Here is a 23,292-nt window from a genome sequence, read left to right as displayed (position 1 = left end):
AAACGCTACAAATCTTTCGTTTAATATACTTTTTTCTATATTTATGAAAAAAGAAAATTATGCGTCTTCTTAAATACATTGCTGTTTTTTTATTGGGTTTTTTGATTGCCAAGTTATGGTATGAAAAGAAAGAAGAGAAGCATCAAAAAGAAGAAATAAAAGTAGTTTTAAGTGGCATACAAAATTTAAGTAAATTAGTAGTTTCGGAAGGTGTTTTTTCTGAAATGTATAGTTTCTCTGACACCAAGAAGTATTTATACAATTACCTTTCTTTCGAAAAAAAAGCGATACTATCGGTTAGTGCCAAGGTTGAGGTTGGTTATGATTTATCTAAATTAGAAATACAAATAGACAGTATAGGTAAACAAATAATTATTAATAAAATTCCTAAAGAAGAAGTTTTAATTTCGCCAGATATTAAATATTTCGATTTACAACAAAGTCAATTCAATACCTTTTCGAGATCAGAATTAAATATGCTTAATGGTAGAGCTATCGAAAAGATAAAAGCGACTATCACTGTTTCAGACCTTCAAAAAGACGCTAAGAAACGTCTATTTGAAGAGCTGTCTAAAATATACCAACTCTCTAAAATTTATAATTGGAAAGTGGTTGATAATACGAATTCAAACTTATTAGAAACTATTTTATTGCAGAATTAATTAGGTAATTTTTTACTTAATAATCCGTAAATAAAAGCACCTAACATAGCGCCAAGTAAAACAATAATTATTGGTAATATACCATGGCCAATTAAAACAAAAATAGGTGCGGGGCATGCACCTGCAAGAGCCCATCCTAATCCGAAAATGGTTCCACCAACAAGTGTTCTTATAAAGCCTTTTTTCTTTTCTTTAATGTTTATTTGATTTCCTAAGTAATCTTTAATTTTTCCGTTTTTAAAGAAATGCATTAATACCATAGAAATTGCTACCGCCGATCCTATAATACCATACATGTGAAACGATTGAAATTTAAACATTTCGTATATTCTATACCACGAAATAGCTTCAGATTTTGTCATGATAATTCCGAAGAAAATACCTAATACTAAAAATTTTATATTTTTCATCTTATCCGAAAATTAAAGGAAATATTATCCAAGTCATTACTAAACCACCTATAAAAAAGCCAATTACCGCAATTAATGATGGTAATTGTAAACTACTTAAACCAGTAATTGCGTGTCCAGAAGTACATCCGCCTGCGTATCTGGTTCCGAAACCAATAAAAATTCCTGCAATTAGTAAAATAGAAAACCCTTTAAGAGTAAGCATGTTTTCTAAGCTAAAAATTTCATTTGGCACGAAAGAATTACCTGCATTGGCAAAACCTAACTCAGCTAGTTCTTGTACAGTTTTAGGGTTTAAATCAATAGTGTTTGTTGCTGATAAATAATTAATGGTTATAAACCCACCGATAATTAATCCCGCTAAGAATACAAGCGCCCAATCGCGTTCTTTCCAATCTTTTTTAAAATAATCAGAAACTTTACCTGCACCTGCAATAGTACACATTGTTTCTAGGTTTGTAGATACACCAAAGTTTTTTCCGAAGTAAAAAAACAAGAAAAGTACAAAGGCAATCAATGGGCCAGATATGTACCAAGGCCAAGGTTGTAATATGATATCCATTATAAAGTTTTTTTTATATAATCTATTATAATTTTAGTTGCACCAACGTTTTTTGCTATATATTTTTGGTTTGTGCTTCCTAATTTAGTCCTTAAAATACGGTTGTTTTTAAGTATGGTAAAAGTACTCGAAAATTCCTCATTATTTGTAACAATTGTAACACTAACTAAATCTAGTAAATCAGTAGGTTATATATATTTATTCAGAATCTAATTTTTCACCATATTCTAATGATATTGAATTAATAGATATCCTTTAATTCTTAAGTAATTTCACTATATTTATATTGAAAATAACTTACTTTTGAAGCTTAAAAAGATTCGTTTAATTTTATATATAAGAGATGGGAATAGATTTTGTTGTTACTTGGGTTGATATGGATGATTCTAAATGGATTAAAGAGTTTTCAAAGTATTCTAACAAAATAGACAATTCTGTAAATGAACTTTCAGAGGCGCGTTTTCGTGATCATGGGTTCTTAAAATATTGGTTTCGGGGTATTGAAAAATTCGCTCCTTGGGTTCGAAAAATTCATTTTGTTACAAGTGGTCAAAAACCAGATTGGCTTGATGAAAATCATCCGAAAATAAATTTAGTAAATCATTCAGATTATATTCCAAGCGAATTTTTGCCTGTTTTCAACTCTAATTTAATAGAGATATATATGCACAAAATACCAGACTTGTCTGAGAAATTTGTGTATTTTAATGATGATTTTTTCATTATAAATAATGTTTCTGAAAATAGATTTTTTGAAAACGGATTACCTAAAGATATAGCTACTTTTAGGAAAAACACAGGTATTTCTCAATTCGAAAAAATGCTTAAAAATAATATCCGGCTTATTAACAAGCATTTTGATAAGAAGGAAGTTTTTAAAAGAGATCATGATAAATGGTATCATCCCTCTTACGGTAAAAGAGGAAGGTTAACCAAATTATTAAAATATTATAATGAATTTATAACACTTCGCACGCCTCACAACGCGCAACCTTTTTTAAAATCTACTTTTGTAGATGTTTGGAAGCATTGCAATGAAGAGCTTACAGAAATGTCTAAGCACAGGTTTAGAAGTAATGATGATTATACTCCTGAATTATTTAAAACATGGCAAATATGCAGTTCTAATTTTGTGCCTTACAACACCTATCAAGACACTAAAATGTTTCCATTGTTAATTAAGTCAAAGAAAGCAATAAAAGCTGTAAGAGAACAGTCGTATAAACTAGTTTGCTTAAACGATAACATACATATTAGAAACTATAATAAAGTTATGCAAGATATAAGTGATGCATTTGATAGTATATTACCAGAAAAATCAAGTTTCGAAAAGTAACTAATTATACTACTAATATTGTTAGAAATAAAAAAACCTAATATGCTTTAAAACATATTAGGTTTTTTAATTCAATATTATTTCATTTCAAAATCTTCCATGAATTTCGTGGTATAGTTACCAGCAATATAATCAGGGTGATCCATTAATTGCCTATGAAAAGGAATTGTTGTTTTTATTCCTTCAATAATATATTCATCTAATGCACGTTTCATTTTGTTAATTGCTTCTTCACGAGTTTGTGCAGTAACAATTAGCTTAGAAATCATAGAATCGTAATTAGGCGGAATCATATAACCTGCATATACATGCGTATCTATACGAACTCCGTGGCCTCCTGGTGCGTGGTAAGATGTAATTTTACCTGGTGAAGGTCTAAAGCCATTATAAGGGTCTTCAGCGTTAATTCTACATTCGATAGAGTGTAATTGAGGTAAATAATTTTTACCTGAAATAGGTACACCTGCTGCTACTAAAATTTGTTCACGAATTAAATCGTAATCCACTACTTCTTCAGTAATAGGGTGTTCTACCTGAATACGCGTATTCATCTCCATAAAGAAGAAATTACGGTGTTTATCTACTAAAAACTCAACAGTTCCTGCTCCTTCATACTTAATAAATTCAGCAGCTTTTACAGCAGCATCTCCCATTCTAGTACGTAATTCATCCGTCATAAACGGAGAAGGTGTTTCTTCTGTTAATTTTTGGTGACGACGTTGAACTGAACAATCTCTTTCTGATAAATGACATGCTTTACCGTAAGAATCTCCAATAATTTGAATTTCGATATGACGAGGCTCTTCAATTAGCTTCTCCATATACATATCATCATTACCAAAGGCAGCTTTAGATTCTTGACGAGCAGAATCCCACGCGTCTTTTAAATCTTCTGCTTTCCATACAGCACGCATTCCTTTTCCACCACCACCTGCAGATGCTTTTAACATAACAGGATAACCAGTTTCTATAGCTGTTTTTTCACAATCTTCAAAAGTTTCGATAACCCCTTCACTACCTGGTACACAAGGTACACCAGCAGAAATCATGGTAGATTTAGCATTTGCTTTATCTCCCATACGGTCAATCATATCAGGTGACGCTCCAATAAATTTTATGTCGTGTTCTTGACATAATTTAGAGAATTTAGCATTCTCTGATAAGAAACCATAACCAGGATGAATTGCATCTGCATTTGTAATTTCTGCAGCAGCAATAATACGATCCATTTTTAAATAAGATTCACTACTTGCAGCCGGTCCAATACAAACTGCTTCATCAGCAAACCTTACGTGTAAGCTTTCAGTATCTGCTTTAGAGTATACAGCTACTGTTTTGATTCCCATTTCTTTACAGGTTCTAATTACGCGTAGCGCAATTTCACCTCTATTGGCAATTAATATCTTTTTAAACATACGTTCTAAAAATTTTAAAACTCCAAATAAAGAAGTATATACTTTTATTTGGAGTTATATGTTACTTAAGATGGATCTACTAAAAATAAAGGTTGATCAAATTCTACCGGAGAAGAATCATCTACTAATACTTTAACTACTTTACCTGAAATTTCAGATTCAATTTCGTTAAATAATTTCATTGCTTCAATAATACAAACTGTATCACCTACTTTTACTTCTGTACCTACTTCTGCAAAGTTTGGTTTGTCAGGAGAAGGCTTTCTGTAAAAAGTTCCGATTATTGGAGACTTAATTGTAATATATTTAGAATCTTCTTCTGTATTCGAAGCTTCATTAGAAGGTGCTGCTTGTGCTGCTGGTTGAGCAACAGGAGCTTGTGCCATCATTTGAGGAGCTACACCCATTGGGTTTGCTGCTTGAATAAATGTAGTTTCAGGAGTTTCGCTTCCAGTTTTAATGGTGATTTTGATATCTTCCATTTCTAACTTTACTTCACTTGCACCTGATTTTGCTACAAATTTTATAAGACTTTGAATTTCTTTAATATCCATATTCCTAATTTTAGTTGTTTGGTTTTTTTATGAATTGTATGCCCATTTTAAATAGATAGCTCCCCATGTGAAGCCTCCACCAAATGCTGCAAAAATTAAATTATTTCCTTTTTTTAGATCCTTTTCATAATCTGCAATTAATAAAGGTAAAGTAGCAGAAGTGGTATTCCCATACTTATGGATGTTTACCATTACTTTTTCTGACTCTAACCCAACTCTATTTGCTGTAGCTTCAATAATTCTGTTATTCGCTTGATGTGGAACTAACCAATCAATATCGTCTTTAGAGAGATTGTTTCGTTGTAGTATTTTTTCAGAAACATCAGCCATATTAGAAACAGCGTATTTAAATACGGTTTTTCCTTCTTGATGCACAAAGTGCTGACCATTTTTAAGTGTTTGCTCTGAAGTTGGTAAAATAGAACCACCAGCTTCAATTTTAAGAAATTCTCTACCAATCCCGTCACTTCTTAAATATTCGTCTTGTAAACCAAGTCCATCAGTGTTTGGTTCAAATAATACAGCACCAGCCCCATCACCAAAAATGATACATGTAGCTCTGTCTGTATAGTCAATAATTGAAGACATTTTATCGGCTCCTATTAACAATACTTTCTTATAGCGACCACTTTCTATATACTTAGCAGCTGTAGACATTCCGAATAAAAAACTAGAACATGCAGCTTGTAAGTCGTAAGAAAATGCATTTGTAGCTCCGATTTGAGAAGCGGTATATGCAGCAGTAGATGCAACAAGCATATCTGGAGTTGCTGTGGCAACAATTACCAAGTCAATATCTTTAGGATCTATATTTGATTTTTTAAGTAAATCTTTAGCAGCTTTAATAGCCATAAAAGAGGTTCCTTTACCCTCTCCTTTTAAGATTCTTCTCTCCTTGATACCGGTTCTACTAGTGATCCATTCATCATTAGTGTCTACCATTGTTGCGAGCTCCTTATTGGTTAAAATATACTCAGGAACAAATTTTCCTACTGCGGAAATCGCTGCAGTTATTTTAGTCATAATTGTTTGTTTTGTAATAAAACTAGTTGTCAAAAGTAATGAAAATTAGTTGACCTTTTTAAAGAAAAAACATCAAAAAAGTTATTTTTTAACAAAAAAACATAAAAAAACCCTCAAAAAGAGGGTTTTTTTATGTTGCAAAAACTAGTGTTTATGCCTCAGCAACTGCATTTTCTAATACTACTTGACCTCTGTAGTATAATTTTCCTTCATGCCAGTGAGCTCTGTGGTATAAATGAGCTTCTCCAGTTGTAGGATCAACAGCTATTTGAGGTACAGAAGCTTTATAGTGAGTTCTTCTTTTATCTCTTCTAGTTTTCGATATTTTTCTCTTTGGATGTGCCATTTTATGTTTTATTTATCTGTTAGTAAATCCTTTAATTTATCCCACCTTGGGTCTGCTGACGTTTGTTCAACAGTTTTTTCTTCGTTTATTCTTAATTCGTTTAATCTATCTAAAGCGTCAGATTTCATCGTGCCGTTTAAAACATCTGGATGAATTCTTTTACTAGGAACTGATAAAACAATTAACTCATATATATATTGAGCAACGTTCATTTCGTATACTTCGTGTGGAAGTATTAAAATTTCATCATGTTCGTCGTTATATTCAGGTCCAAATTTAACTATTAAATCTAAAACACCATCAATTCTTAAGTCGAATGGTTCCCCGGTGCTATCACAAGGTACGTTTACGGTACCTTTTATTGTAAAAGTAAGCTCAAATAATGTGCTTTTTTTTACAAAATTAATATCTGCGGTTAGGTTTGCGTCGTTAAATTCATCAAACTGAAATGCTTCAAAGAACTTTTCTCCAATTTGATACTGAAATAAATGACTTCCTTCTTTTAAACCTACAAAAGGTATATTGAATTCTTTTATGTCTTTCATCTGTAAGATCAATTTGAGCGTGCAAAGATATAAAAAATGTTTATATTTTTATATTTTACCTAAAAAAAAATACTATTTAACTTTTAAAGTATTTTTTGTTAGTTCTGCATGCTGTTTTCTATTCTTAAATATTTGTAATGAGGTAAATAAAGCTTCTTTAAATGATGATGGATTTGCTATGTTTTTACCTGCAATATCAAAACCAGTTCCGTGATCAGGAGAGGTTCTTACTTTGTTTAGGCCGGCTGTAAAATTTACACCGTTACCAAAAGAAAGTGCTTTAAAAGGAGCAAGTCCTTGATCGTGATACATTGCTAAAACACCATCGAATTGCTTATAGGTTTCAGAACCGAAAAACCCGTCAGCAGCATAAGGGCCAAAAACTAATTTCCCAGATTCTTTAATTTCTGCAATTACAGGGCGGGTAATTTCATCATCTTCTTTTCCTATAATTCCGTTATCACCACAGTGAGGATTTAATCCTAATATGGCAATTTTTGGTTTATTAATGCTAAAATCTTGTTTTAAAGAAGTATGCATGATTTCAACTTTTTCCTTAATTAATTCAGGAGTAATTGTTGCTGCTACTTCAGAAATAGGAATATGACCCGTAATTAAACCGATTCGTAATTCATCAGTCATTAAAACCATTAAACTTTTACCTTCTAAGTTTTCTTCTAAATACTCTGTGTGCCCTGGAAAGTTAAAGTCTTCAGATTGAATATTTTCTTTACTTATTGGTGCGGTAAGTAAAACATCAATATGGTTACTTTTTAAAGCATTTGTAGCTGATTCAAGTGACTTGTAGGCGAATTTACCACCTGTTTCAGTAGTTTTTCCTATTTCAATCTTAACTTCATCAGTCCATGAATTCATTAAGTTGATTTTATCGTGCGAAATTTTATCAATAGAATTAATACCATAAATATTAGTGTTTAGCTTTAAGTTTTTCTTGTGATAAGAAATCAGCCTAGTTGAAGCAAATAAAACAGGAGTGCAAAACTCAAGCATACGTTTGTCTTCAAAAGTCTTTAAAATAATTTCAATCCCAATTCCGTTTATATCTCCAACTGAAATTCCAACAATAATTTTGTTTGTAGTATCCATAGTTACTTTCGTACGTAAAAGTTGTATTTTTGATGTTAACAAAAGTAACTAAAATTTAGGAGAATGTTTACGGGAATAATTGAAACTCTTGGAATTGTTAAGAGATTAGAGCAAGATAAAGAGAATTTACATATTACTGTTTTAAGTAATATTACAAATGAGTTAAAGATCGATCAGAGTGTAGCTCACAACGGTGTTTGCTTAACTGTGGTTGGTATTTTTAATGATGAATATACTGTTACGGCTATTAAGGAAACACTAGATAAGACCAATATTGGTGATTTAAAAGAAGGAGATGAAGTAAATTTAGAAAGAGCAATGAAGTTAGGCGCTCGTTTAGATGGTCATATTGTACAAGGACATGTTGATAGAACGGGAGTTTGTAAGGAGGTTAAGGATCAGGACGGAAGTACGGTTTTTACTTTTTCTTATGATTTTGAAGGAGATAATGTAACTATAGAAAAAGGGTCTATTACGGTGAATGGAGTAAGTTTAACAGTTGTAAACTCTAAAAAAGATGAATTTAGTGTAGCTATTATACCATATACCTTAGCGCATACCACTTTTAAAAACTTTAAGGTTGGTAGTAAAATTAATTTAGAATTTGATGTGATTGGTAAATATGTAGCAAGATTAACCCAATTAAAATAAAAAAAACCACTTACATTTCTGTAAGTGGTTGAATTTAAACGTGGTCCCACCAGGACTCGAACCTGGGACCACCTGATTATGAGTCAGGTGCTCTAACCAACTGAGCTATAAGACCGGTTAAATTAGGACTGCAAAAATAGTAACTTTTTTAAATAAAAAAACTTTTTTTACACTTTTCTGCTCATTAAATTTTCACCGAACAAACGTAAGCCCTCTTTGGCTTCGTTAGAAATGTTTAGGTATGCTAAACTCTCGAAAGACTTATTAGTGTAGTACTCAATAAGTTCGTGTGTAAATTTAGGGATGTCATTTTTCGAAAATATAGCAGAAACAGTACTTATTTTGGTTGAAATATTTTCTTGTTTTTCGTTGTAAAGAATACTTAATTTCTCCTTATCGTCGTCATTTGCGACTTCTAAAGCTTTTAAATAAAGAAAAGTTTTCTTGTTTTCGATGATGTCACCACCAACTTGTTTCCCAAAAGTTTCAGGGTTACCGTAGGTATCTAAATAATCATCCTGTAATTGAAAGGCAATTCCTAAATTTAATCCGTAATTATATAAATGTTGTGCTTGGTCATCGTTAACTTCGGCAACAATGGCACCCATTTTTAAAGCAGCGGCAACTAAAACAGATGTTTTTAGGGTAATCATTTTAATGTACTCTTCGATAGTAACATCATTTCTTGTTTCAAAATCAACATCTAGCTGTTGACCGTCACAAACCTCAAGAGCAGTTTTACTAAATAACTGTGCTAGTTTTTGAAAAACAACAGGGTTGTAGTTCTCGAAATGTTGATAAGCGAGTATAAGCATTGCATCTCCCGATAAAATACCTGTATTAATATCCCATTTTTCATGAACAGTTTTGTGTCCTCTTCTTAAAGGAGCGTCATCCATGATATCATCATGCACTAGTGTAAAGTTGTGAAAAACTTCAACGGCTAAAGCTGCAGGCATTGCTTTTTTATAATCTCCAGAAAAAATATCTGAAGCGATAAGGGTTAGTATTGGTCGAATTCTTTTACCACCTATTTGAAGGATATAGTCTATCGGTTCATAGAGGTTTTTGGGTTCTCTTATTATCTTTTTAGATTCTAAGTATGATAAAAAGTCTGACTGATATTGTAATATGTCCAAATCTTAATTTTTTTGTAAAAATAAGATAATGAATAATTTTATTGTCAATAGAATTAAAAAAATAATAAATACTTAGGAAACTTTTTTTGTTTCTAAAGTTTCCTAAGTATCTTTGTGCCCGAATTATGAGAGATAAAATAATAAATAAAGCAGGAGAGATGTTTTTAAGCCTTGGGTTTAAAAGTATTACTATGGATGATATAGCTAAAGAACTGGGTATATCTAAGAAGACGTTGTATAAGTACTTTTCAAATAAAGCAGCTTTGGTTGATGCTAGTACCGAGGCAGTTCATAACACTATAAATGATACAATTAATAAAATTAAAGAGCATGGTTATAATGCGATAGAAGAAGAATTTGCTGTAAAAGCTATTTTTAAAGAAATGTTTAAAAATGCAAAAACGTCACCAATGTTTCAGTTAAAAAAATATTATCCAGAAACGTATACAAGTTTAATTGAGCGTGAGGTATGTATGTTTAGAGATTGTAATGTAGATAATCTTAAAAAAGGAATTGCACAAGGGTTTTATCGAGGTGGTTTAAATATTGATTTGATAGTAAACTTCTACTTTACCTTAATATTTGGTGTTTTTGATAGTGAAATGTATGGTGGTGAAATGCAAGAATTAATAAAAATTGAATATCAAATTTTAGAGTATCATATAAGAGCAATAGCAACAGATAAAGGATTAGAAGAGTTAGAAAAACAATTAAAAATAATAAATCAAAATTAATAACAATGAGAAAATACATATATAGTGTATTTATATTCTTTTGTACAAGCTTTCTGTTTGCGCAAGAAGAACTTAAAATATCAATGCAAGAAGCTATTGATTATGCAATAAAAAATAATTACGACAATAAGGTTGCTGTAAATAATATTGAAGCAGCTAAAGAAAGAAAATGGGAAACAACAACAATAGGTTTGCCTCAAATAAGTGGTAAAGTAGATTATCAAAATTGGTTGAAACAGCAAGTGTCTTTATTACCTGCTGAGCTTTCAGGAGGAACTCCAGGTACTTTTACTCCGGTTAAATTTGGAACAAAACAAACCATGGATGCTTCTGTAACTTTAAAACAATTAATTTTTGATGGGTCTTATTTAGTGGGATTGCAATCGGCTAAAACTTATTTAAAGATATCTGAACAGGCTAAAGAAAAAACTGAGTTAGCAACAAGAGAAGCTGTTATTAATTCTTACGGAAACGTATTAGTTGTTGAAAGAAATATCGAAATATTAGAGAATAACAGAGATGTTCTTAAAAAGAATTTAGAAGAAACTCAGAAAATTTATAAAAACGGATTAACAGAGTTAGAAGATGTAGAGCAGTTACAAATTACTCTTGGTACTATTGAAAATAATTATAACAATGCTAGAAGAATGAAAAGCATAGCTTATAAAATGTTAAATGTAGCATTAGGTAATTCTATAGAGAAGAAAATTGTTTTAACTGATAATTTAGATAATTTAGTTTTAGCAAACACCGATTTAAGTTTGCTTATAAAATCCTTTAATGTAAAGAGCCATATAGATTTTAAAATGGCTGAAAACGATAAGGAAAGTAAAGCGTTGTTAATGAAATTAGAGCAAAGTAAAGCATTACCAACATTATCAGCCTTTGTAAATTATGGGGCAAACGCAAATGCAAATGACTTTGATTTCTTAAAAGGATCACAAGAATGGTTTGATTATTCATTGTTAGGAGTAAGTTTAAACGTGCCAATATTTAGTAGTTTCGGAAGACGCTCTAAAACAGCAATGGCAAGGATAGAGTTTGAAAATGCGGAGATTAAAAGTGAAAACGTTAGGCAAAATTTAATGTTACAATCAGAAACTGCAAAAAGTGATTATCAATTAAGTATTGAAAGCTTTCAAACGGCAAAGAAAAATTTATCATTAGCAGAAAGAATAGAAAAGAAACAACAGATTAAGTTTTTTGAAGGACTTTCATCAAGTTTCGATTTATTACAAGCGCAAAATCAATTATACACACAACAAAATAATTATGTGCAATCAATGCTTAACGTAATAGCAAGAAAAGCACAGTTAGAAAACGCATTAAACATTCCAATAAAATAAAGTAATAAATAATGAAAAATATATATTCAATTCTTGCAATAACACTTTTCTTAGTTTCTTGCGGAGGTAGTAAAAAGCAATCACTAGAAGACGTAATAGCCTCTAATGATTTAGAGAAAATGCGCGCTAAGAAAACAACATTAAGCGCAGAGGTAAAAGCGTTATCAGAAGATATTAAAACCTTAGATGATAAAATAGCTACCTTAGATAAAACTAAAAAAGTACCTCTAATAACTGTTTTGTCGGCAAAACAAACGGTATTTAATCATTATTTAGAACTACAAGGAGATGTTAAAACAAAACAAAATGTTTTAATATATCCTGAAATGGCAGGGCAACTGACAAAAATTTACGTAAAAGAAGGACAATACGTAAAAGAAGGGCAGGTATTAGCTAAAATTGATGACGGAGGATTGTCTAGTCAATTAGCTCAGATAGAAGTAGAAACTGAATTAGCAAAAACTACTTTTCAGCGTCAACAACGATTATGGGATCAAAAAATAGGTTCAGAAATACAGTTTTTGCAAGCTAAAACTAAATACGAAGCGCAACAAAATGCTGTAAGTCAGTTAAAAAAACAATTAGGTAAATCAATAATAAAAGCACCTTTTACCGGTGTTATAGATGATGTTATAAAAGAACAAGGAGTTGTTGTATCTCCAGGAATGGGAGCAGAGGTTTTTAGAATTGTAAACCTTTCTAATATGTATATAGAAACAGCTGTACCAGAAACGTATATAACATCTATTAAAAAAGGAAAAAGTGTTGATATCGAGTTTCCAATTTTAGGAGAAAAAATCAAATCAAAAGTTCGCCAAGCGGGTAACTTTATAAACCCTGCGAACCGTACTTTTAAAGTAGAAATTGCTGTAGATAATAAAGCAGGTAATATAAAGCCAAACTTAAGTGCTAAACTAAAAATTAACGATTATACGAATGAAGAAGCATTATTGGTTCCTCAAAGCATTATTTCAGAAAATGCAAAAGGTGAACAGTATGTGTATGTTGTTACAGGTTTAAAAGATAAAAGAGGTAAAGCAAAGCAAGTAATTATTGTTACAGGAAAAACACAGGGAGATGTTGTAGAGGTTTTAGAAGGTATTAAAGCCGGTGACCAAATTATTAAAGAAGGAGCTCGTAGTGTTCAAAACGGTCAAGAAGTACAGGTTTTAAACTAATTCACCCATAAAATTATAAATATGTCTAAAAAGAACAAACAGGTGGATAAAGAATTTGGATTATCCTCTTGGGCAATTAATAACAAAACTACAATGTATGTAGTAATGGCTGTTATATTTTACTTAGGTGTTTCTGCTTTTTTTGAAATGCCACGTGAAAGTTTCCCAGAAATTAAAGAAACAAAAATATATATAAGCACTCCGTTTTTTGGAAACACAGCTGAAGATATTGAAAAACTGATTACAGATCCGTTAGAAGAAAAATTAAAAACGGTAAGTAATGTTGTAGAAATAACATCAACATCGCAAGAAGATTACTCGATGGTAATTGTTGAGTTTGATGAAAATATTGAGGTAAAAGACGCCAAACAAAAGGTAAAAGATGAAATAGATTCGGAAACATCTGGTGAAGACTGGCCAACATTTAACGGAGCTAAGGTAGAACCAAATGTTTTTGCTTTAAGTATGAGTGAAGAAATGCCAATACTTAATATTAATATTTCTGGTGATTATCCTATAGGAAAGTTAAAAGAATTTGGTGAATATCTTCAGGATGAAATAGAAGGGTTGCAAGAAATTAAACAAGTAGATATTCGTGGTGTACAAGACAAAGAAGTTGAAGTTGCTGTAGATATTTATAAAATGCAAGCAGCAAAAGTTAGCTTTAGTGATATCATAAATACAATTAACGGTGGTAACTCTACAATGTCTGCAGGTAACTTAATTACTAGTGGGCAGCGCCGTACGATTCGTATTCTAGGAGAAATAGATAAACCATCTGATTTAGAAGGTTTTGTTGTAAAATCAGAAAAAGGGAACCCTATTTATTTAAAAGACGTTGCTGAGGTGTTTTTTAAAGAAAAAGACGTTACAACCTATGCAAGACAGTATGGGGAGCAAGTTATTATGCTAGATGTTAAAAAGCGTGCTGGTTCTAATATGGTTGCTGCTGCAGAGCAGATTCAAAAAATGGTAGAAGATGCTAAAGAGAATGTATTTCCTAAAGATTTGGAGGTTACTATTGCTAATGATCAATCTTCGGTAACAATTGCTGCAGTTGATGATTTGGTGAATAATATTATTTTCGGAGTTATTTTGGTGGTAATCGTCTTAATGTTTTTCTTAGGATTTAAAAACGCCATTTTCGTAGGTTTTGCAATTCCGATGTCGATGTTTATGTCGCTTATGATTTTAAATATGTTAGGCTATACATTAAACACCATGATTCTTTTCGGATTGATTATGGGATTAGGAATGCTAGTAGATAACGGTATTGTAGTTGTAGAAAACGTATATCGTTTAATGGATGAGGAAGGAATGAGTAGAACCGAAGCAGCTAAAAAAGGTATCGGAGAAATTGCTTTTCCTATTATTATATCAACAGCAACAACGGTAGCCGCTTTTATTCCTTTAGGTTTATGGCCAGGAGTAATGGGAGAGTTCATGAAACTTTTACCAATAACCTTGGCAGTTGTATTAACTTCATCATTAGTAGTAGCCATCTTTTTTAACTCTGTTTTAGTTTCTAACTTTATGAGTACAGAAGATAAAGATATGCCACTAAAGAAAATAATTACAATGACAGTAATTATAGCTGTAATTGGAATTTTAGTATTCATTATAGGGGGAACGTATAGAGGTTTAGGAACATTAATGTTTTTTACAGCAATAATGCTTTGGGCATATAGATTGTTTTTACGTAATTGGGCAAACTCTTTTCAAACAAAGGTTTTACCGCGTTTAGAAAATTGGTATGAACGTCAGTTGCGTAGAGCTTTATCTAAATCGGCACCATATTGGCTAATAGGAGGTACGTTTGCATTGCTTATTATCTCTTTTATTGCTTTCGGAGCTTCATTAGCTTCGCAACGTACTAAAGTTGAGTTTTTTCCTGATAATAAGCCAAATCAAATTATTGTTTATATCGAATATCCGCAAGGAACAGATATCGAAAAGACAAATAAAATTACCAAGCAAATAGAAAAAAAGGTTGCCGTTGTTTTAAATGATTCGCAATATACAGATGGTGATTATAACTTCCTAGTAGAAAGTACCGTTTCCCAAGTTGGTGAAGGTGCCGGAAATCCAGCAGTTGATGCCGGTTCTAGTGGAGAGTTGCCTCATAAAGGAAAAATAACAGCTTCTATGCGAGAATTTAAATATCGTAGAGGAGCCGATAGTGAATTGTTACGTCAAAAAGTGCAAGAAGCGCTAGTAGGTATTTATCCAGGGGTTTTAATTTCTGTAGAAAAAGATGCTAATGGGCCACCAGCAGGGGCGCCAATAAATATTGAAATTGAAGGAAATGATTATAGCGAGTTAATTGCTGTTGCAGAAAGAATGAGAGATTTTATAACTTCTAAAAATATTCCAGGAGTAGATGAAATTAAGATAGATGTAAATAAAGATAAACCAGGAATGCAAGTTCTTGTAGATCGAAAAAAAGCTGGTGAATTAGGTGTAAGTGCATCACAAGTAGGGCAGCAAATTCGTAATTCTATTTTTGGATCTAAGGCAGGTATTTATAAAGAAGATGGTGAAGATTATGACATATATGTGCGTTTTAATGAAGCAAACAGGTATAACACAAGCGCTATCTTCAATCAAAAAATTACATTTAGAGATAATACGGGTGGTTTAAAAGAAATTCCAATATCTGCAGTAGCAGAACATAGTAATAACTCTGGATTTAGCGCTATTAAGCACAAAGATTTAAAGCGAGTTGTAACTGTTTATTCTCAGTTGTCACCTGGTTTTACAGATGCAGGTGCAATTGTAAACCAAGTGCAAAACGAAATGAAGTCTTTTGAAGGAATGCCAAAAGGTATTAAAATAGATTATACAGGGCAAATTGAAGAGCAAAACAAGCAAATGGCTTTTTTAATGGGGGCATTATTAACAGGTTTAGGTTTAATTTTCTTCATATTAATTTTCCAGTTTAACTCAATTTCAAGACCAACCATTATTATGATTTCAATATTGTTAAGTCTTATTGGTGTATTTGGAGGAATGGTAATTACAGGATCGGCATTTGTTATTATGATGACCATGATGGGAATTATTTCGTTAGCAGGTATTGTAGTAAATAACGGAGTGGTATTATTGGATTATGCACAGTTATTAATTGATAGAAAGAAAAATGTTTTAGGTTTGGAGGAAGATGCTTACCTAGAAAAAGAGGATTTATTTGAAGCAATTGTTAAAGCGGGTAAAGCACGTTTACGTCCGGTGTTATTAACGGCAATTACAACTGTTTTAGGTTTAATTCCGTTAGCAATCGGACTTAACATTAATTTTTTCTCGTTGTTTGCAGAATTTGACCCTAAAATATATATGGGAGGAGATAACGTTGTTTTCTGGGGCCCATTAGCATGGACTGTAATATATGGTTTGTTAATAGCTACTTTTTTAACGCTAATTGCAGTACCAATATTATTATTCTTAATTATCCAATTTAAAATGTGGACAAAGAGAAACATATAACTTGTTTTTTAGTTTTTGTTAATCAAAAAGAGTTGAAAGTATAAATACTTTCAACTCTTTTTTTATTTTTGAGCTATGGATAAAAAAGTTTTTACTGTTGATGAGGTTAAGCGAAAAATGGAACATTATTGCGCCTACCAAGATCGCTGTCATAAAGAAGTAGAAAATAAATTAAGAGAATACAGTATAATTCCAGAAGCCATAGAAATGATTCTTTTAAGTTTGTTAAAAGATAATTTTTTAAATGAAGAACGCTTTTCTAAAAGCTATGCGAGAGGGAAGTTCAGAATTAAAAAATGGGGAAAACAACGAATTGTTAGAGAGTTAAAGTATAGAAACATATCAGCATACAATATAAAAGCAGCATTAAAAGAAATCAATGAAGAAGATTATATTGCAACTTTATATAGTTTGTTAGATAAAAAAAATGATTTGGTAACTGAAGCGAATGAGTTTAAGAAAAAAAAGAAAATAGCAGATTACTTATTGTATAGAGGTTTTGAAAGTAACTTAGTATATGAGGCTTTAAAAACTATTTAAAATTAAATAAGCTATCTAATTTTATAGCTTTATCGAATCTTTGTTTTGCGTAAACAGTATTTATTTTGGTATTCATACTACCATAAAGCGAAAATACTTTTGCTAGTTGCGTATTTATTTCAGTAGCTGTAATCGCCGGAATGTAAGTCATATCAGCCAATCTTAAAACTTCATTTTCAAAAACATTCACACGGGCTTTAAAAGCAGGTGTTTTAAGTGTTTTTATATTTAAGCTATCCTTTAGTTGCTTTGTTAGTTTTTTTAATTCAATAGCATTGTTTAATGCTTCAACAGGAGTTGTTTTTTCTAGTTTCTGCAGGAAATCAGCAGTTATAAAGTATTCTTTCCATAACTTTATTTCTTTCGAAGAAGCGTCATCTAAACGTGCGTATTTAGAGTTCTTAATAACAACATCCATTGTTGGTTTTTTAACAGGTTCATTTTTTTTAACATCTTTTTTCTGGCAAGAAAAAGAGATTAATAAAAAAGAAAAGAAAATAAATAAAAAGTATCTCATCACTAAAAATTGAAGTGATAAAAGTACATATTTTACTTGGTTTATGAATAAGAACAAAATTATAAGTTTGTAATCAGAAGTTTATGTTGTTATTTTGTTGATAATTAAAAAAGTAGAAATATTTTTTACGAATTATGAAATTTAATAACTTTGCAATCCTATATTTTTGAACTTTTAAGAATGAATGATACTATATTAATTTTAGGTGCTTGCGGGCAAATCGGAACAGAACTAACGCAAAAGCTACGCGCTCTTTACGGAAGAGACAATGTAATAGCTTCTGATATTAGAGAAGGAAACCAAGAAATGATGAGTTCTGGACCTTTCGAAATTATTGATGCTACAAGCAAAGAACGAATTTTTGAAGTCGTTGAAAAATATAAAGTAACGCAAGTGTATTTAATGGCAGCAATGCTATCTGCAACTGCAGAGAAACATCCTTTAAAAGGATGGGATTTAAATATGACATCATTACTAGCTGTTTTGGAGCTAGCGAGAGAGAAACATATTCAAAAAGTATATTGGCCAAGCTCAATGGCTTCATTTGGTCCTACATCACCAAAAATAAATACGCCTCAGCAAACAATTATGGAGCCGTCAACAGTTTACGGAATAAGTAAAGTTGCTGGTGAACATTGGTGTAATTACTACCATGAAAAATATGGCGTAGATGTTCGTAGTATCCGTTATCCTGGTATTATTAGTTGGAAAACGTTGCCTGGAGGAGGAACAACAGATTATGCAGTTGATATTTATTTTGATGCCATAAAAAACGGAACTTATGAATGTTTTTTATCAGAAAATACACGTTTACCAATGATGTATATGGATGATGCTATTAACGCAACCGTTCAAATTATGCAAGCTGATGCAGATAAGATAAAAACAAGAACATCTTATAATTTAGCCGCAATTAGTTTTACGCCAAAAGAAATTGCCGCTGAAATTAAAAAACACATTCCTGAGTTTGAAATTAGTTATAAACCAGATTTTAGACAAGCAATTGCTGATAGCTGGCCTCAAATTATAGATGATTCACACGCAAGAAAAGATTGGGGATGGCAGCATAAGTTCGATTTAACTTCTATGACAAATGATATTGTTACGAGTTTAAAAGCGCTAGAGAAACAGAAGTTAGAAGAGGTGTAAGTTATTAGAGGTAAGAGCGTCTATAGTATTTCTATTATAAGATTAGTAAAATGAAAGAAATTATAGAAAATAGTTTAGAAAAAGCCATTTCATATTCAGAATATAGAGTTTTAGTAAAAAACTTATTAGATGAAGGTAAATCAACAGGACCAAACCAGTCTGACGATTTATTAAATTATAGTTTGTTAAACGATAAACGAATGAAGCGTTTAGATAAAACTATAAAAATTTCTGAGAATACCGCAGCTAAGCTTAAGGAAATTAAAGAGCCTCAAACTTGGTTGGTTTTAACAGAAGGTTGGTGTGGTGATGCTGCTCAAAACTTACCTGTTATCAATAAAATTGCTGAAGAAAATTCAAATATTCAATTAAAACTTGTTTTAAGGGATGAAAATCTTGAGCTGATGGATGAGTTTTTAACCAACGGCGGTAGATCGATACCTAAATTAATAGCTTTAAATAAGAATAATGAAGTTATTGATACTTGGGGTCCAAGACCAGTTATTGCTACTAAAATGGTAGCTGATTATAAGGCGAAACATGGTAGTTTAGATGCTGATTTTAAAAAAGACTTACAGGTTTGGTATAATAAAAATAAGGGTGAAGATGTTCAGGAAAATCTTGTTTCATTTTTAAAATAACAATCGTTTTTTATAAATAATAAATCTCCTTTTTGATTCTCAAGAAGGAGGTTTTGTTTTCTGTATATTTGTGGTTTAGAAAAAATAAATATGTTAGTAGATTTTAATAGTTTATCAGAAGATGCAAAAGTTTGGATTTATCCTTGTAGTAGAAAATTTTATCCGCAGGAAATAGATGGATTAAATGAGCAGTTAAAAACTTTTACTGAAAACTGGAAATCAGATGATGAGAATTTTAAAGCCTCATTTGATGTAAAATATAATCGTTTTATTATTTTTTCTGCGGAAGAAGATGTAGACTTGTCTAATGCAGATATTGATACACAAGTTGGTTTTATATTACAATTACAACAACAATATGATGTTGAATTGTTAGATAGAATGAATGTGTGTTTTAAGCAAGGTGAATATACGCAGTATAAAGAGCTGAAAGACTTTAAAAAGTTGATTAAAAATAGAGCGGTAACAGAAAAAACAATTGTTTTTGATAATTTAATTCAAACAAAACAAGAGTTAGAGAGCCATTGGGAAGTGCCAATTTTAGAAAGTTGGTATAATCGATTTTTAAAGAAGAAGAAGTCATAATACACTTTTATCTATCTTAATTAATTGAAAAAAGACTTGAATATCAATTTAATAAATATTGATATTCAAGTCTTTTTTTATGATGTTAATTTGGTGCGAGCTCTATTCAGCTTCTAAAGACTTAATAAAGACATCTACACTTACTGCGTTTTCAACATGAAAATCACCAATTTTAGTTCTTCTTAATGCTGATAAATGAGCTCCTGAATTTAATGCAACTCCAAAATCGTATGCTAAAGAACGAATATAGGTTCCTTTACTACAAACAACTCTAAAATCAAGATTATTAGCATTAATATTTGTTATTTCAAATACAGGGATCGTAACTTCTCTCGATTTTATTTCGGTAGTTTCACCTTTTCTTGCTAGCTCGTATAAACGTTTTCCTTCTTTTTTTATTGCAGAAAAAATAGGTGGTTTTTGCTGAATTACTCCTGTAAACTGTTTAGTTGTTTCGTGGATTAATTCATCAGTAATATGATCGGTAGCAAAGGTTTCAATTATCTCAGTTTCTAAATCATAACTTGGTGTTGTTCCGCCCAAAGTGATAGTGCCTGTATATTCTTTTATTTGACCTTGATACGTATCAATTATCTTCGTTTTTTTACCTGTACAAATAATTAGTAAACCAGTTGCTAATGGATCTAAAGTACCTGCGTGCCCAACTTTTATTTTTTTGATATTATATCGTTGTCTTATTTCCCAACGCAGTTTATTAACCACCTGAAAAGAAGTCCATTTTAATGGTTTATCAATCAATAAAACTTGTCCGTTTTTGTAATCTTCTTCCGTTTTCATATTAGTTTAATAAAGAATATCCGATAGCGATTAATCCTACAATCGCACAGTAAATAGAAAAGTATGATAATTTGCTTTTTTTAACGAGTGCAATCATCCAATTACAAGCAACTAAACCTGCTAAAAAAGCAGCGATAAACCCTGCTGATATTGGAGCGATTTCAGAAGATTGAAAATTAATATCTCCGCTAAGTAAGTCTTTTGCTATTTTACCAAAGATAAGTGGCACTACCATTAAAAATGAAAATCGAGCTGCTTTACTACGATCAATACCAAGTAAAACAGACGTAGAAATAGTTGCTCCTGATCGAGAAATACCAGGTAACATTGCAATAGCTTGAGAAATACCTATAATTAATGAGCTATTAAAAGATACTTCTTTGTTGGTGTTCTGAGCTTTATCAGCAAATAATAATAACACAGCTGTAACTAATAACATAATACCTACAAATAGTATTTTCCCACCGAAAAAAGATTCTAATTGTTCTTCAAATAATAATCCGATAATTACGGCCGGAATCATAGAAAGAATAATTTTTAATGAAAATTTCATTTCTTTATTCCATTTAAATTGGAACAATCCTTTAAAAATCTCAGCAACTTCTTTTCTAAAAACAACTAAAGTACTTAAAGCGGTTGCAAAATGCAGTACAACAGTAAAAGTTAAGCTTTCTTCGGGTACAGATGTATCTCCTAAAATAGCTTTAGCAAGTTCTAAATGCCCACTTGATGACACTGGTAAAAACTCGGTAAGACCTTGAATAATTCCAAGAATAATAGCTTCTAATAAATCCATGCTTATTTTTTAGGGTTGGCAAAAATAGCATAAATTTCGATACCTAAACCAATAAGAACTAAAGTTGGTGCTAAACGAATTCTGCGCCAATTATAAATTTCTTTATTAAATACATTTGGGTCGTCGCTACCGCCACCGGCCATTAAAATAAAACCTAAAGCAATAACAGCTAAACCTATTAGCATAATGATGTAATTTCGTTTGCCGAATAAAAATTCTTGTTTCGGTGTGTTTTCTTTTTTCATATAATCTTAGTAATACAAATCGTTCGTTTGTAAGTTTAAAAAACGTTGTGTGGCAAAAAAGGTACTTATCCATGTAATAAAAAAGGCTGTGAATAAAACACCACCAGCTACATAGGTTAAAGAAACATAATCGGTTAATAACTCTAAAGACGGTATGTATTTATTGGTATAATAAATTACAATCGCCAAGCCGATTAAAGAAATAAAAGCACCTAAAACACCTAGTTTTATACTTTGCCAAATAAAAGGTTTACGAATAAAGCTTTTGGTAGCACCAACCATTTGCATGGTTTTAATATTAAATCTTTTTGAGTATATAGATAAACGAATAGAGCTATTGATTAAGATTATAGCCACTAAAGCAAAAAAACCGCTTAAAACTAATAACCAAAAGCTGATTTTTTTAATGTTTTTTGTTAGTAATTGAACTAAAGGTTTGTCATAATTTACTTCTCCAACAAATTTATTTTTATCAAATGATTTTTTAATTTCATCCATTTTTTCAGGAGTAACAAAAGCAGCTTTTAAATAGATGTCTATTCCGTTTTTAAGAGGGTTATCTCCTAGAAACTTTAAAAAATCTTCCCCTAAATCTTTTTTGTAGGTTTTAGCGGCTTCATCTTTAGTTATATAAACTACTTTATTAGTGAAGTTTTCTTTTTTAAGTGTTTCTTTAAATTTAGTTAGCTGCTTTTCGGTTACATCATCTTTTAAAAATAAAGTCATTACCACTTTTTCTTTAAAATGATTTGCTACTTTGGTGGATTTTAGTAAAATTAAACCTAAAATTCCCATCATAAAAAGTACCAATGCAATACTTACAACTACAGAAACATACGATGATTGTAAACGGCGTTTTTGAAAAGAATCAAAAGAGTTTGTCATTGTTTAATATGCTTTTTAGACTTTGCAAGATACAAATATTTAGGAAGTTTTAAATGAATGGATTACTCGATTTCTTGACATAATTCAATTAAAACTCCATTTGTTGTTTTAGGGTGTAAAAAAGCAACTAATTTATTGTCAGCACCTTTTTTAGGAGTTTCGTTTAGTACCGTAAAACCCTCTTCTTGTAAGCGCTTTATTTCTGCCTTAATATCACTAACAGCAAAAGCAATGTGGTGAACACCTTCTCCTTTTTTTTCTATGAATTTAGCTATTGGACTTTCTGGTTTTGTAGCTTCTAATAATTCTATCTTGTTAGGACCAGATTTAAAAAAAGAAGTTTTTACACCTTCACTAGCTACTTCTTCGGTTTTATAATGAGGTTTTCCGAAAAGAGCAGCAAATAATTCATTTGATTTTTCTAAATCTTTTACGGCAATACCAATGTGTTCTATTTTATTCATTCGGTAAAAATAATAAAATCTATTGGTTATAAGAATAATGATAAAACAAGAGTGTATCGTATGAAAAATAAATGGTTTAATCATTGGTCTTCTTAAGGTGTTTTTCCTGTTTATTAAAAATAAAATTTTAATAATATGTTGATTTGTTGCTGTTTGTAAGCTCTGTTTTGTGTTAAGAAAC

At 31.1% G+C, this 23,292-nt stretch carries 26 protein-coding genes and 1 tRNA gene; 11 read left to right on the top strand and 16 right to left on the bottom strand.

Features of this window, described 5'->3' with window-relative positions; translation table 11 throughout:
- The first annotated feature begins 59 nt into the window (after window positions 1–59).
- The gene (locus tag P2G10_RS07065; RefSeq protein WP_275315867.1) at window positions 60–662 is read left to right on the top strand and encodes a DUF4230 domain-containing protein; all 603 of its coding nucleotides are present in this window, start codon (window positions 60–62) and stop codon (window positions 660–662) included.
- Here P2G10_RS07065 and P2G10_RS07060 read toward each other — a convergent pair.
- The gene (locus P2G10_RS07060) at window positions 659–1,072 is read right to left on the bottom strand and encodes a DUF6691 family protein (protein ID WP_275315866.1); all 414 of its coding nucleotides are present in this window, start codon (window positions 1,070–1,072) and stop codon (window positions 659–661) included. The two genes, P2G10_RS07065 and P2G10_RS07060, sit on opposite strands and share 4 nt — an antisense overlap.
- A gap of 1 nt (window position 1,073) precedes the next feature.
- Complete coding sequence (locus tag P2G10_RS07055) at window positions 1,074–1,634, bottom strand: YeeE/YedE family protein (protein WP_275315865.1); 561 nt, start codon at window positions 1,632–1,634, stop codon at window positions 1,074–1,076.
- A gap of 343 nt (window positions 1,635–1,977) precedes the next feature.
- On the opposite strand from P2G10_RS07055, the gene P2G10_RS07050 reads away from it, so the two are divergent.
- Entirely contained in the window at window positions 1,978–2,970 is a 993-nt protein-coding gene (locus P2G10_RS07050; RefSeq protein WP_275315863.1) for a stealth family protein, read from the top strand.
- Between the two features lie 77 nt (window positions 2,971–3,047).
- Here P2G10_RS07050 and accC read toward each other — a convergent pair whose 3' ends face one another.
- The 6 genes from accC to pdxA form a co-directional block, all read right to left on the bottom strand.
- A complete protein-coding gene (gene accC / locus P2G10_RS07045) occupies window positions 3,048–4,385 on the bottom strand; it encodes an acetyl-CoA carboxylase biotin carboxylase subunit (protein WP_275315862.1) in 1,338 nt (445 codons plus the stop codon).
- A gap of 65 nt (window positions 4,386–4,450) precedes the next feature.
- A complete protein-coding gene (accB, locus tag P2G10_RS07040) occupies window positions 4,451–4,939 on the bottom strand; it encodes an acetyl-CoA carboxylase biotin carboxyl carrier protein (RefSeq protein WP_218771559.1) in 489 nt (162 codons plus the stop codon).
- 27 nt (window positions 4,940–4,966) lie between these two features.
- A complete protein-coding gene (locus P2G10_RS07035; RefSeq protein ID WP_218771558.1) occupies window positions 4,967–5,962 on the bottom strand; it encodes a beta-ketoacyl-ACP synthase III in 996 nt (331 codons plus the stop codon).
- Between the two features lie 151 nt (window positions 5,963–6,113).
- On the bottom strand, window positions 6,114–6,308 hold the full coding sequence (gene rpmF / locus P2G10_RS07030) for a 50S ribosomal protein L32 (protein WP_218771557.1): 195 nt from the start codon (window positions 6,306–6,308) through the stop codon (window positions 6,114–6,116).
- A gap of 8 nt (window positions 6,309–6,316) precedes the next feature.
- On the bottom strand, window positions 6,317–6,853 hold the full coding sequence (locus tag P2G10_RS07025) for a YceD family protein (protein WP_275315861.1): 537 nt from the start codon (window positions 6,851–6,853) through the stop codon (window positions 6,317–6,319).
- A 72-nt stretch (window positions 6,854–6,925) separates the two neighbouring features.
- Complete coding sequence (pdxA, locus tag P2G10_RS07020) at window positions 6,926–7,960, bottom strand: 4-hydroxythreonine-4-phosphate dehydrogenase PdxA (RefSeq protein ID WP_218771555.1); 1,035 nt, start codon at window positions 7,958–7,960, stop codon at window positions 6,926–6,928.
- Between the two features lie 63 nt (window positions 7,961–8,023).
- On the opposite strand from pdxA, the gene P2G10_RS07015 reads away from it, so the two are divergent.
- A complete protein-coding gene (locus P2G10_RS07015; RefSeq protein ID WP_218771554.1) occupies window positions 8,024–8,611 on the top strand; it encodes a riboflavin synthase in 588 nt (195 codons plus the stop codon).
- Between the two features lie 41 nt (window positions 8,612–8,652).
- On the opposite strand, the gene P2G10_RS07010 is transcribed toward P2G10_RS07015, so the two are convergent.
- Window positions 8,653–8,726: transfer RNA gene (locus P2G10_RS07010), tRNA-Ile, on the bottom strand.
- Window positions 8,727–8,778: 52 nt separating this feature from the next.
- Window positions 8,779–9,750 (bottom strand): polyprenyl synthetase family protein, encoded by a 972-nt coding sequence (locus P2G10_RS07005; protein ID WP_218771553.1) that lies wholly within the window; start codon window positions 9,748–9,750, stop codon window positions 8,779–8,781.
- A gap of 125 nt (window positions 9,751–9,875) precedes the next feature.
- Here P2G10_RS07005 and P2G10_RS07000 point away from each other — a divergent pair, with 125 nt between their 5' ends.
- From P2G10_RS07000 to P2G10_RS06980, 5 genes are all read left to right on the top strand, one after another.
- Window positions 9,876–10,484, top strand: a complete 609-nt coding sequence (locus P2G10_RS07000) for a TetR/AcrR family transcriptional regulator (RefSeq protein ID WP_218771552.1) — start codon at window positions 9,876–9,878, stop codon at window positions 10,482–10,484.
- Window positions 10,485–10,489: 5 nt separating this feature from the next.
- Entirely contained in the window at window positions 10,490–11,830 is a 1,341-nt protein-coding gene (locus P2G10_RS06995; RefSeq protein ID WP_218771551.1) for a TolC family protein, read from the top strand.
- 11 nt (window positions 11,831–11,841) lie between these two features.
- Entirely contained in the window at window positions 11,842–13,008 is a 1,167-nt protein-coding gene (locus P2G10_RS06990; protein WP_218771550.1) for an efflux RND transporter periplasmic adaptor subunit, read from the top strand.
- A 21-nt stretch (window positions 13,009–13,029) separates the two neighbouring features.
- Window positions 13,030–16,491: an efflux RND transporter permease subunit gene (locus P2G10_RS06985; RefSeq protein ID WP_275315857.1), complete on the top strand. Its 3,462-nt coding sequence runs from the start codon at window positions 13,030–13,032 to the stop codon at window positions 16,489–16,491.
- Window positions 16,492–16,566: 75 nt separating this feature from the next.
- Complete coding sequence (locus tag P2G10_RS06980) at window positions 16,567–17,031, top strand: regulatory protein RecX (protein WP_275315856.1); 465 nt, start codon at window positions 16,567–16,569, stop codon at window positions 17,029–17,031.
- On the opposite strand, the gene P2G10_RS06975 is transcribed toward P2G10_RS06980, so the two are convergent.
- A complete protein-coding gene (locus tag P2G10_RS06975; protein ID WP_275315854.1) occupies window positions 17,024–17,548 on the bottom strand; it encodes a hypothetical protein in 525 nt (174 codons plus the stop codon). The genes P2G10_RS06980 and P2G10_RS06975 overlap by 8 nt on opposite strands.
- Before the next feature lie 180 nt (window positions 17,549–17,728).
- Between P2G10_RS06975 and P2G10_RS06970 the strand changes: the two genes are divergently transcribed.
- From P2G10_RS06970 to P2G10_RS06960, 3 genes are all read left to right on the top strand, one after another.
- On the top strand, window positions 17,729–18,697 hold the full coding sequence (locus P2G10_RS06970) for an NAD-dependent epimerase/dehydratase family protein (protein ID WP_275315852.1): 969 nt from the start codon (window positions 17,729–17,731) through the stop codon (window positions 18,695–18,697).
- Window positions 18,698–18,747: 50 nt separating this feature from the next.
- The gene (locus P2G10_RS06965) at window positions 18,748–19,338 is read left to right on the top strand and encodes a thioredoxin family protein (protein ID WP_275315850.1); all 591 of its coding nucleotides are present in this window, start codon (window positions 18,748–18,750) and stop codon (window positions 19,336–19,338) included.
- A 90-nt stretch (window positions 19,339–19,428) separates the two neighbouring features.
- Window positions 19,429–19,923, top strand: coding sequence for an ABC transporter ATPase (locus P2G10_RS06960; protein ID WP_275315848.1), 495 nt, complete (start codon window positions 19,429–19,431; stop codon window positions 19,921–19,923).
- Window positions 19,924–20,025: 102 nt separating this feature from the next.
- Here P2G10_RS06960 and truB read toward each other — a convergent pair whose 3' ends face one another.
- The 5 genes from truB to mce all read right to left on the bottom strand — a co-directional run bounded on the left by truB (window position 20,026) and on the right by mce (window position 23,111).
- Complete coding sequence (truB, locus tag P2G10_RS06955) at window positions 20,026–20,721, bottom strand: tRNA pseudouridine(55) synthase TruB (RefSeq protein ID WP_275315847.1); 696 nt, start codon at window positions 20,719–20,721, stop codon at window positions 20,026–20,028.
- Window position 20,722: 1 nt separating this feature from the next.
- Complete coding sequence (locus P2G10_RS06950) at window positions 20,723–21,517, bottom strand: undecaprenyl-diphosphate phosphatase (RefSeq protein WP_218771542.1); 795 nt, start codon at window positions 21,515–21,517, stop codon at window positions 20,723–20,725.
- Between the two features lie 2 nt (window positions 21,518–21,519).
- Entirely contained in the window at window positions 21,520–21,762 is a 243-nt protein-coding gene (locus tag P2G10_RS06945; protein WP_275315846.1) for a DUF3098 domain-containing protein, read from the bottom strand.
- Between the two features lie 6 nt (window positions 21,763–21,768).
- A complete protein-coding gene (locus tag P2G10_RS06940) occupies window positions 21,769–22,647 on the bottom strand; it encodes a cell division protein FtsX (RefSeq protein WP_275315844.1) in 879 nt (292 codons plus the stop codon).
- A gap of 62 nt (window positions 22,648–22,709) precedes the next feature.
- Window positions 22,710–23,111, bottom strand: coding sequence for a methylmalonyl-CoA epimerase (gene mce, locus P2G10_RS06935; protein ID WP_275315842.1), 402 nt, complete (start codon window positions 23,109–23,111; stop codon window positions 22,710–22,712).
- Between the last annotated feature and the right edge of the window lie 181 nt (window positions 23,112–23,292).

Origin of the sequence: Tenacibaculum bernardetii, assembly GCF_029125915.1 — a bacterium.
In the GTDB taxonomy this organism is placed as follows: domain Bacteria; phylum Bacteroidota; class Bacteroidia; order Flavobacteriales; family Flavobacteriaceae; genus Polaribacter; species Polaribacter bernardetii.
This window is presented reverse-complemented; position numbering and strand designations above follow the sequence as displayed.

Bases quoted from the DNA above. Each gene is read 5' to 3' on its own strand.
- P2G10_RS07060 (WP_275315866.1), bottom strand. From the start codon at position 1,072: ATGAAAAATATAAAATTTTTAGTATTAGGTATTTTCTTCGGAATTATC.
- P2G10_RS06965 (WP_275315850.1), top strand. From the start codon at position 18,748: ATGAAAGAAATTATAGAAAATAGTTTAGAAAAAGCCATTTCATATTCA.
- P2G10_RS07065 (WP_275315867.1), top strand. From the start codon at position 60: ATGCGTCTTCTTAAATACATTGCTGTTTTTTTATTGGGTTTTTTGATT.
- P2G10_RS06975 (WP_275315854.1), bottom strand. From the start codon at position 17,548: ATGAGATACTTTTTATTTATTTTCTTTTCTTTTTTATTAATCTCTTTT.
- accC (WP_275315862.1), bottom strand. From the start codon at position 4,385: ATGTTTAAAAAGATATTAATTGCCAATAGAGGTGAAATTGCGCTACGC.
- P2G10_RS06995 (WP_218771551.1), top strand. From the start codon at position 10,490: ATGAGAAAATACATATATAGTGTATTTATATTCTTTTGTACAAGCTTT.
- P2G10_RS06950 (WP_218771542.1), bottom strand. From the start codon at position 21,517: ATGGATTTATTAGAAGCTATTATTCTTGGAATTATTCAAGGTCTTACC.
- P2G10_RS07015 (WP_218771554.1), top strand. From the start codon at position 8,024: ATGTTTACGGGAATAATTGAAACTCTTGGAATTGTTAAGAGATTAGAG.
- P2G10_RS07050 (WP_275315863.1), top strand. From the start codon at position 1,978: ATGGGAATAGATTTTGTTGTTACTTGGGTTGATATGGATGATTCTAAA.
- P2G10_RS06940 (WP_275315844.1), bottom strand. From the start codon at position 22,647: ATGACAAACTCTTTTGATTCTTTTCAAAAACGCCGTTTACAATCATCG.
- P2G10_RS07000 (WP_218771552.1), top strand. From the start codon at position 9,876: ATGAGAGATAAAATAATAAATAAAGCAGGAGAGATGTTTTTAAGCCTT.
- P2G10_RS06990 (WP_218771550.1), top strand. From the start codon at position 11,842: ATGAAAAATATATATTCAATTCTTGCAATAACACTTTTCTTAGTTTCT.
- P2G10_RS06980 (WP_275315856.1), top strand. From the start codon at position 16,567: ATGGATAAAAAAGTTTTTACTGTTGATGAGGTTAAGCGAAAAATGGAA.
- P2G10_RS07035 (WP_218771558.1), bottom strand. From the start codon at position 5,962: ATGACTAAAATAACTGCAGCGATTTCCGCAGTAGGAAAATTTGTTCCT.
- P2G10_RS07055 (WP_275315865.1), bottom strand. From the start codon at position 1,634: ATGGATATCATATTACAACCTTGGCCTTGGTACATATCTGGCCCATTG.
- P2G10_RS06985 (WP_275315857.1), top strand. From the start codon at position 13,030: ATGTCTAAAAAGAACAAACAGGTGGATAAAGAATTTGGATTATCCTCT.
- P2G10_RS06945 (WP_275315846.1), bottom strand. From the start codon at position 21,762: ATGAAAAAAGAAAACACACCGAAACAAGAATTTTTATTCGGCAAACGA.
- truB (WP_275315847.1), bottom strand. From the start codon at position 20,721: ATGAAAACGGAAGAAGATTACAAAAACGGACAAGTTTTATTGATTGAT.
- accB (WP_218771559.1), bottom strand. From the start codon at position 4,939: ATGGATATTAAAGAAATTCAAAGTCTTATAAAATTTGTAGCAAAATCA.
- mce (WP_275315842.1), bottom strand. From the start codon at position 23,111: ATGAATAAAATAGAACACATTGGTATTGCCGTAAAAGATTTAGAAAAA.
- P2G10_RS07025 (WP_275315861.1), bottom strand. From the start codon at position 6,853: ATGAAAGACATAAAAGAATTCAATATACCTTTTGTAGGTTTAAAAGAA.
- P2G10_RS06970 (WP_275315852.1), top strand. From the start codon at position 17,729: ATGAATGATACTATATTAATTTTAGGTGCTTGCGGGCAAATCGGAACA.
- pdxA (WP_218771555.1), bottom strand. From the start codon at position 7,960: ATGGATACTACAAACAAAATTATTGTTGGAATTTCAGTTGGAGATATA.
- rpmF (WP_218771557.1), bottom strand. From the start codon at position 6,308: ATGGCACATCCAAAGAGAAAAATATCGAAAACTAGAAGAGATAAAAGA.
- P2G10_RS06960 (WP_275315848.1), top strand. From the start codon at position 19,429: ATGTTAGTAGATTTTAATAGTTTATCAGAAGATGCAAAAGTTTGGATT.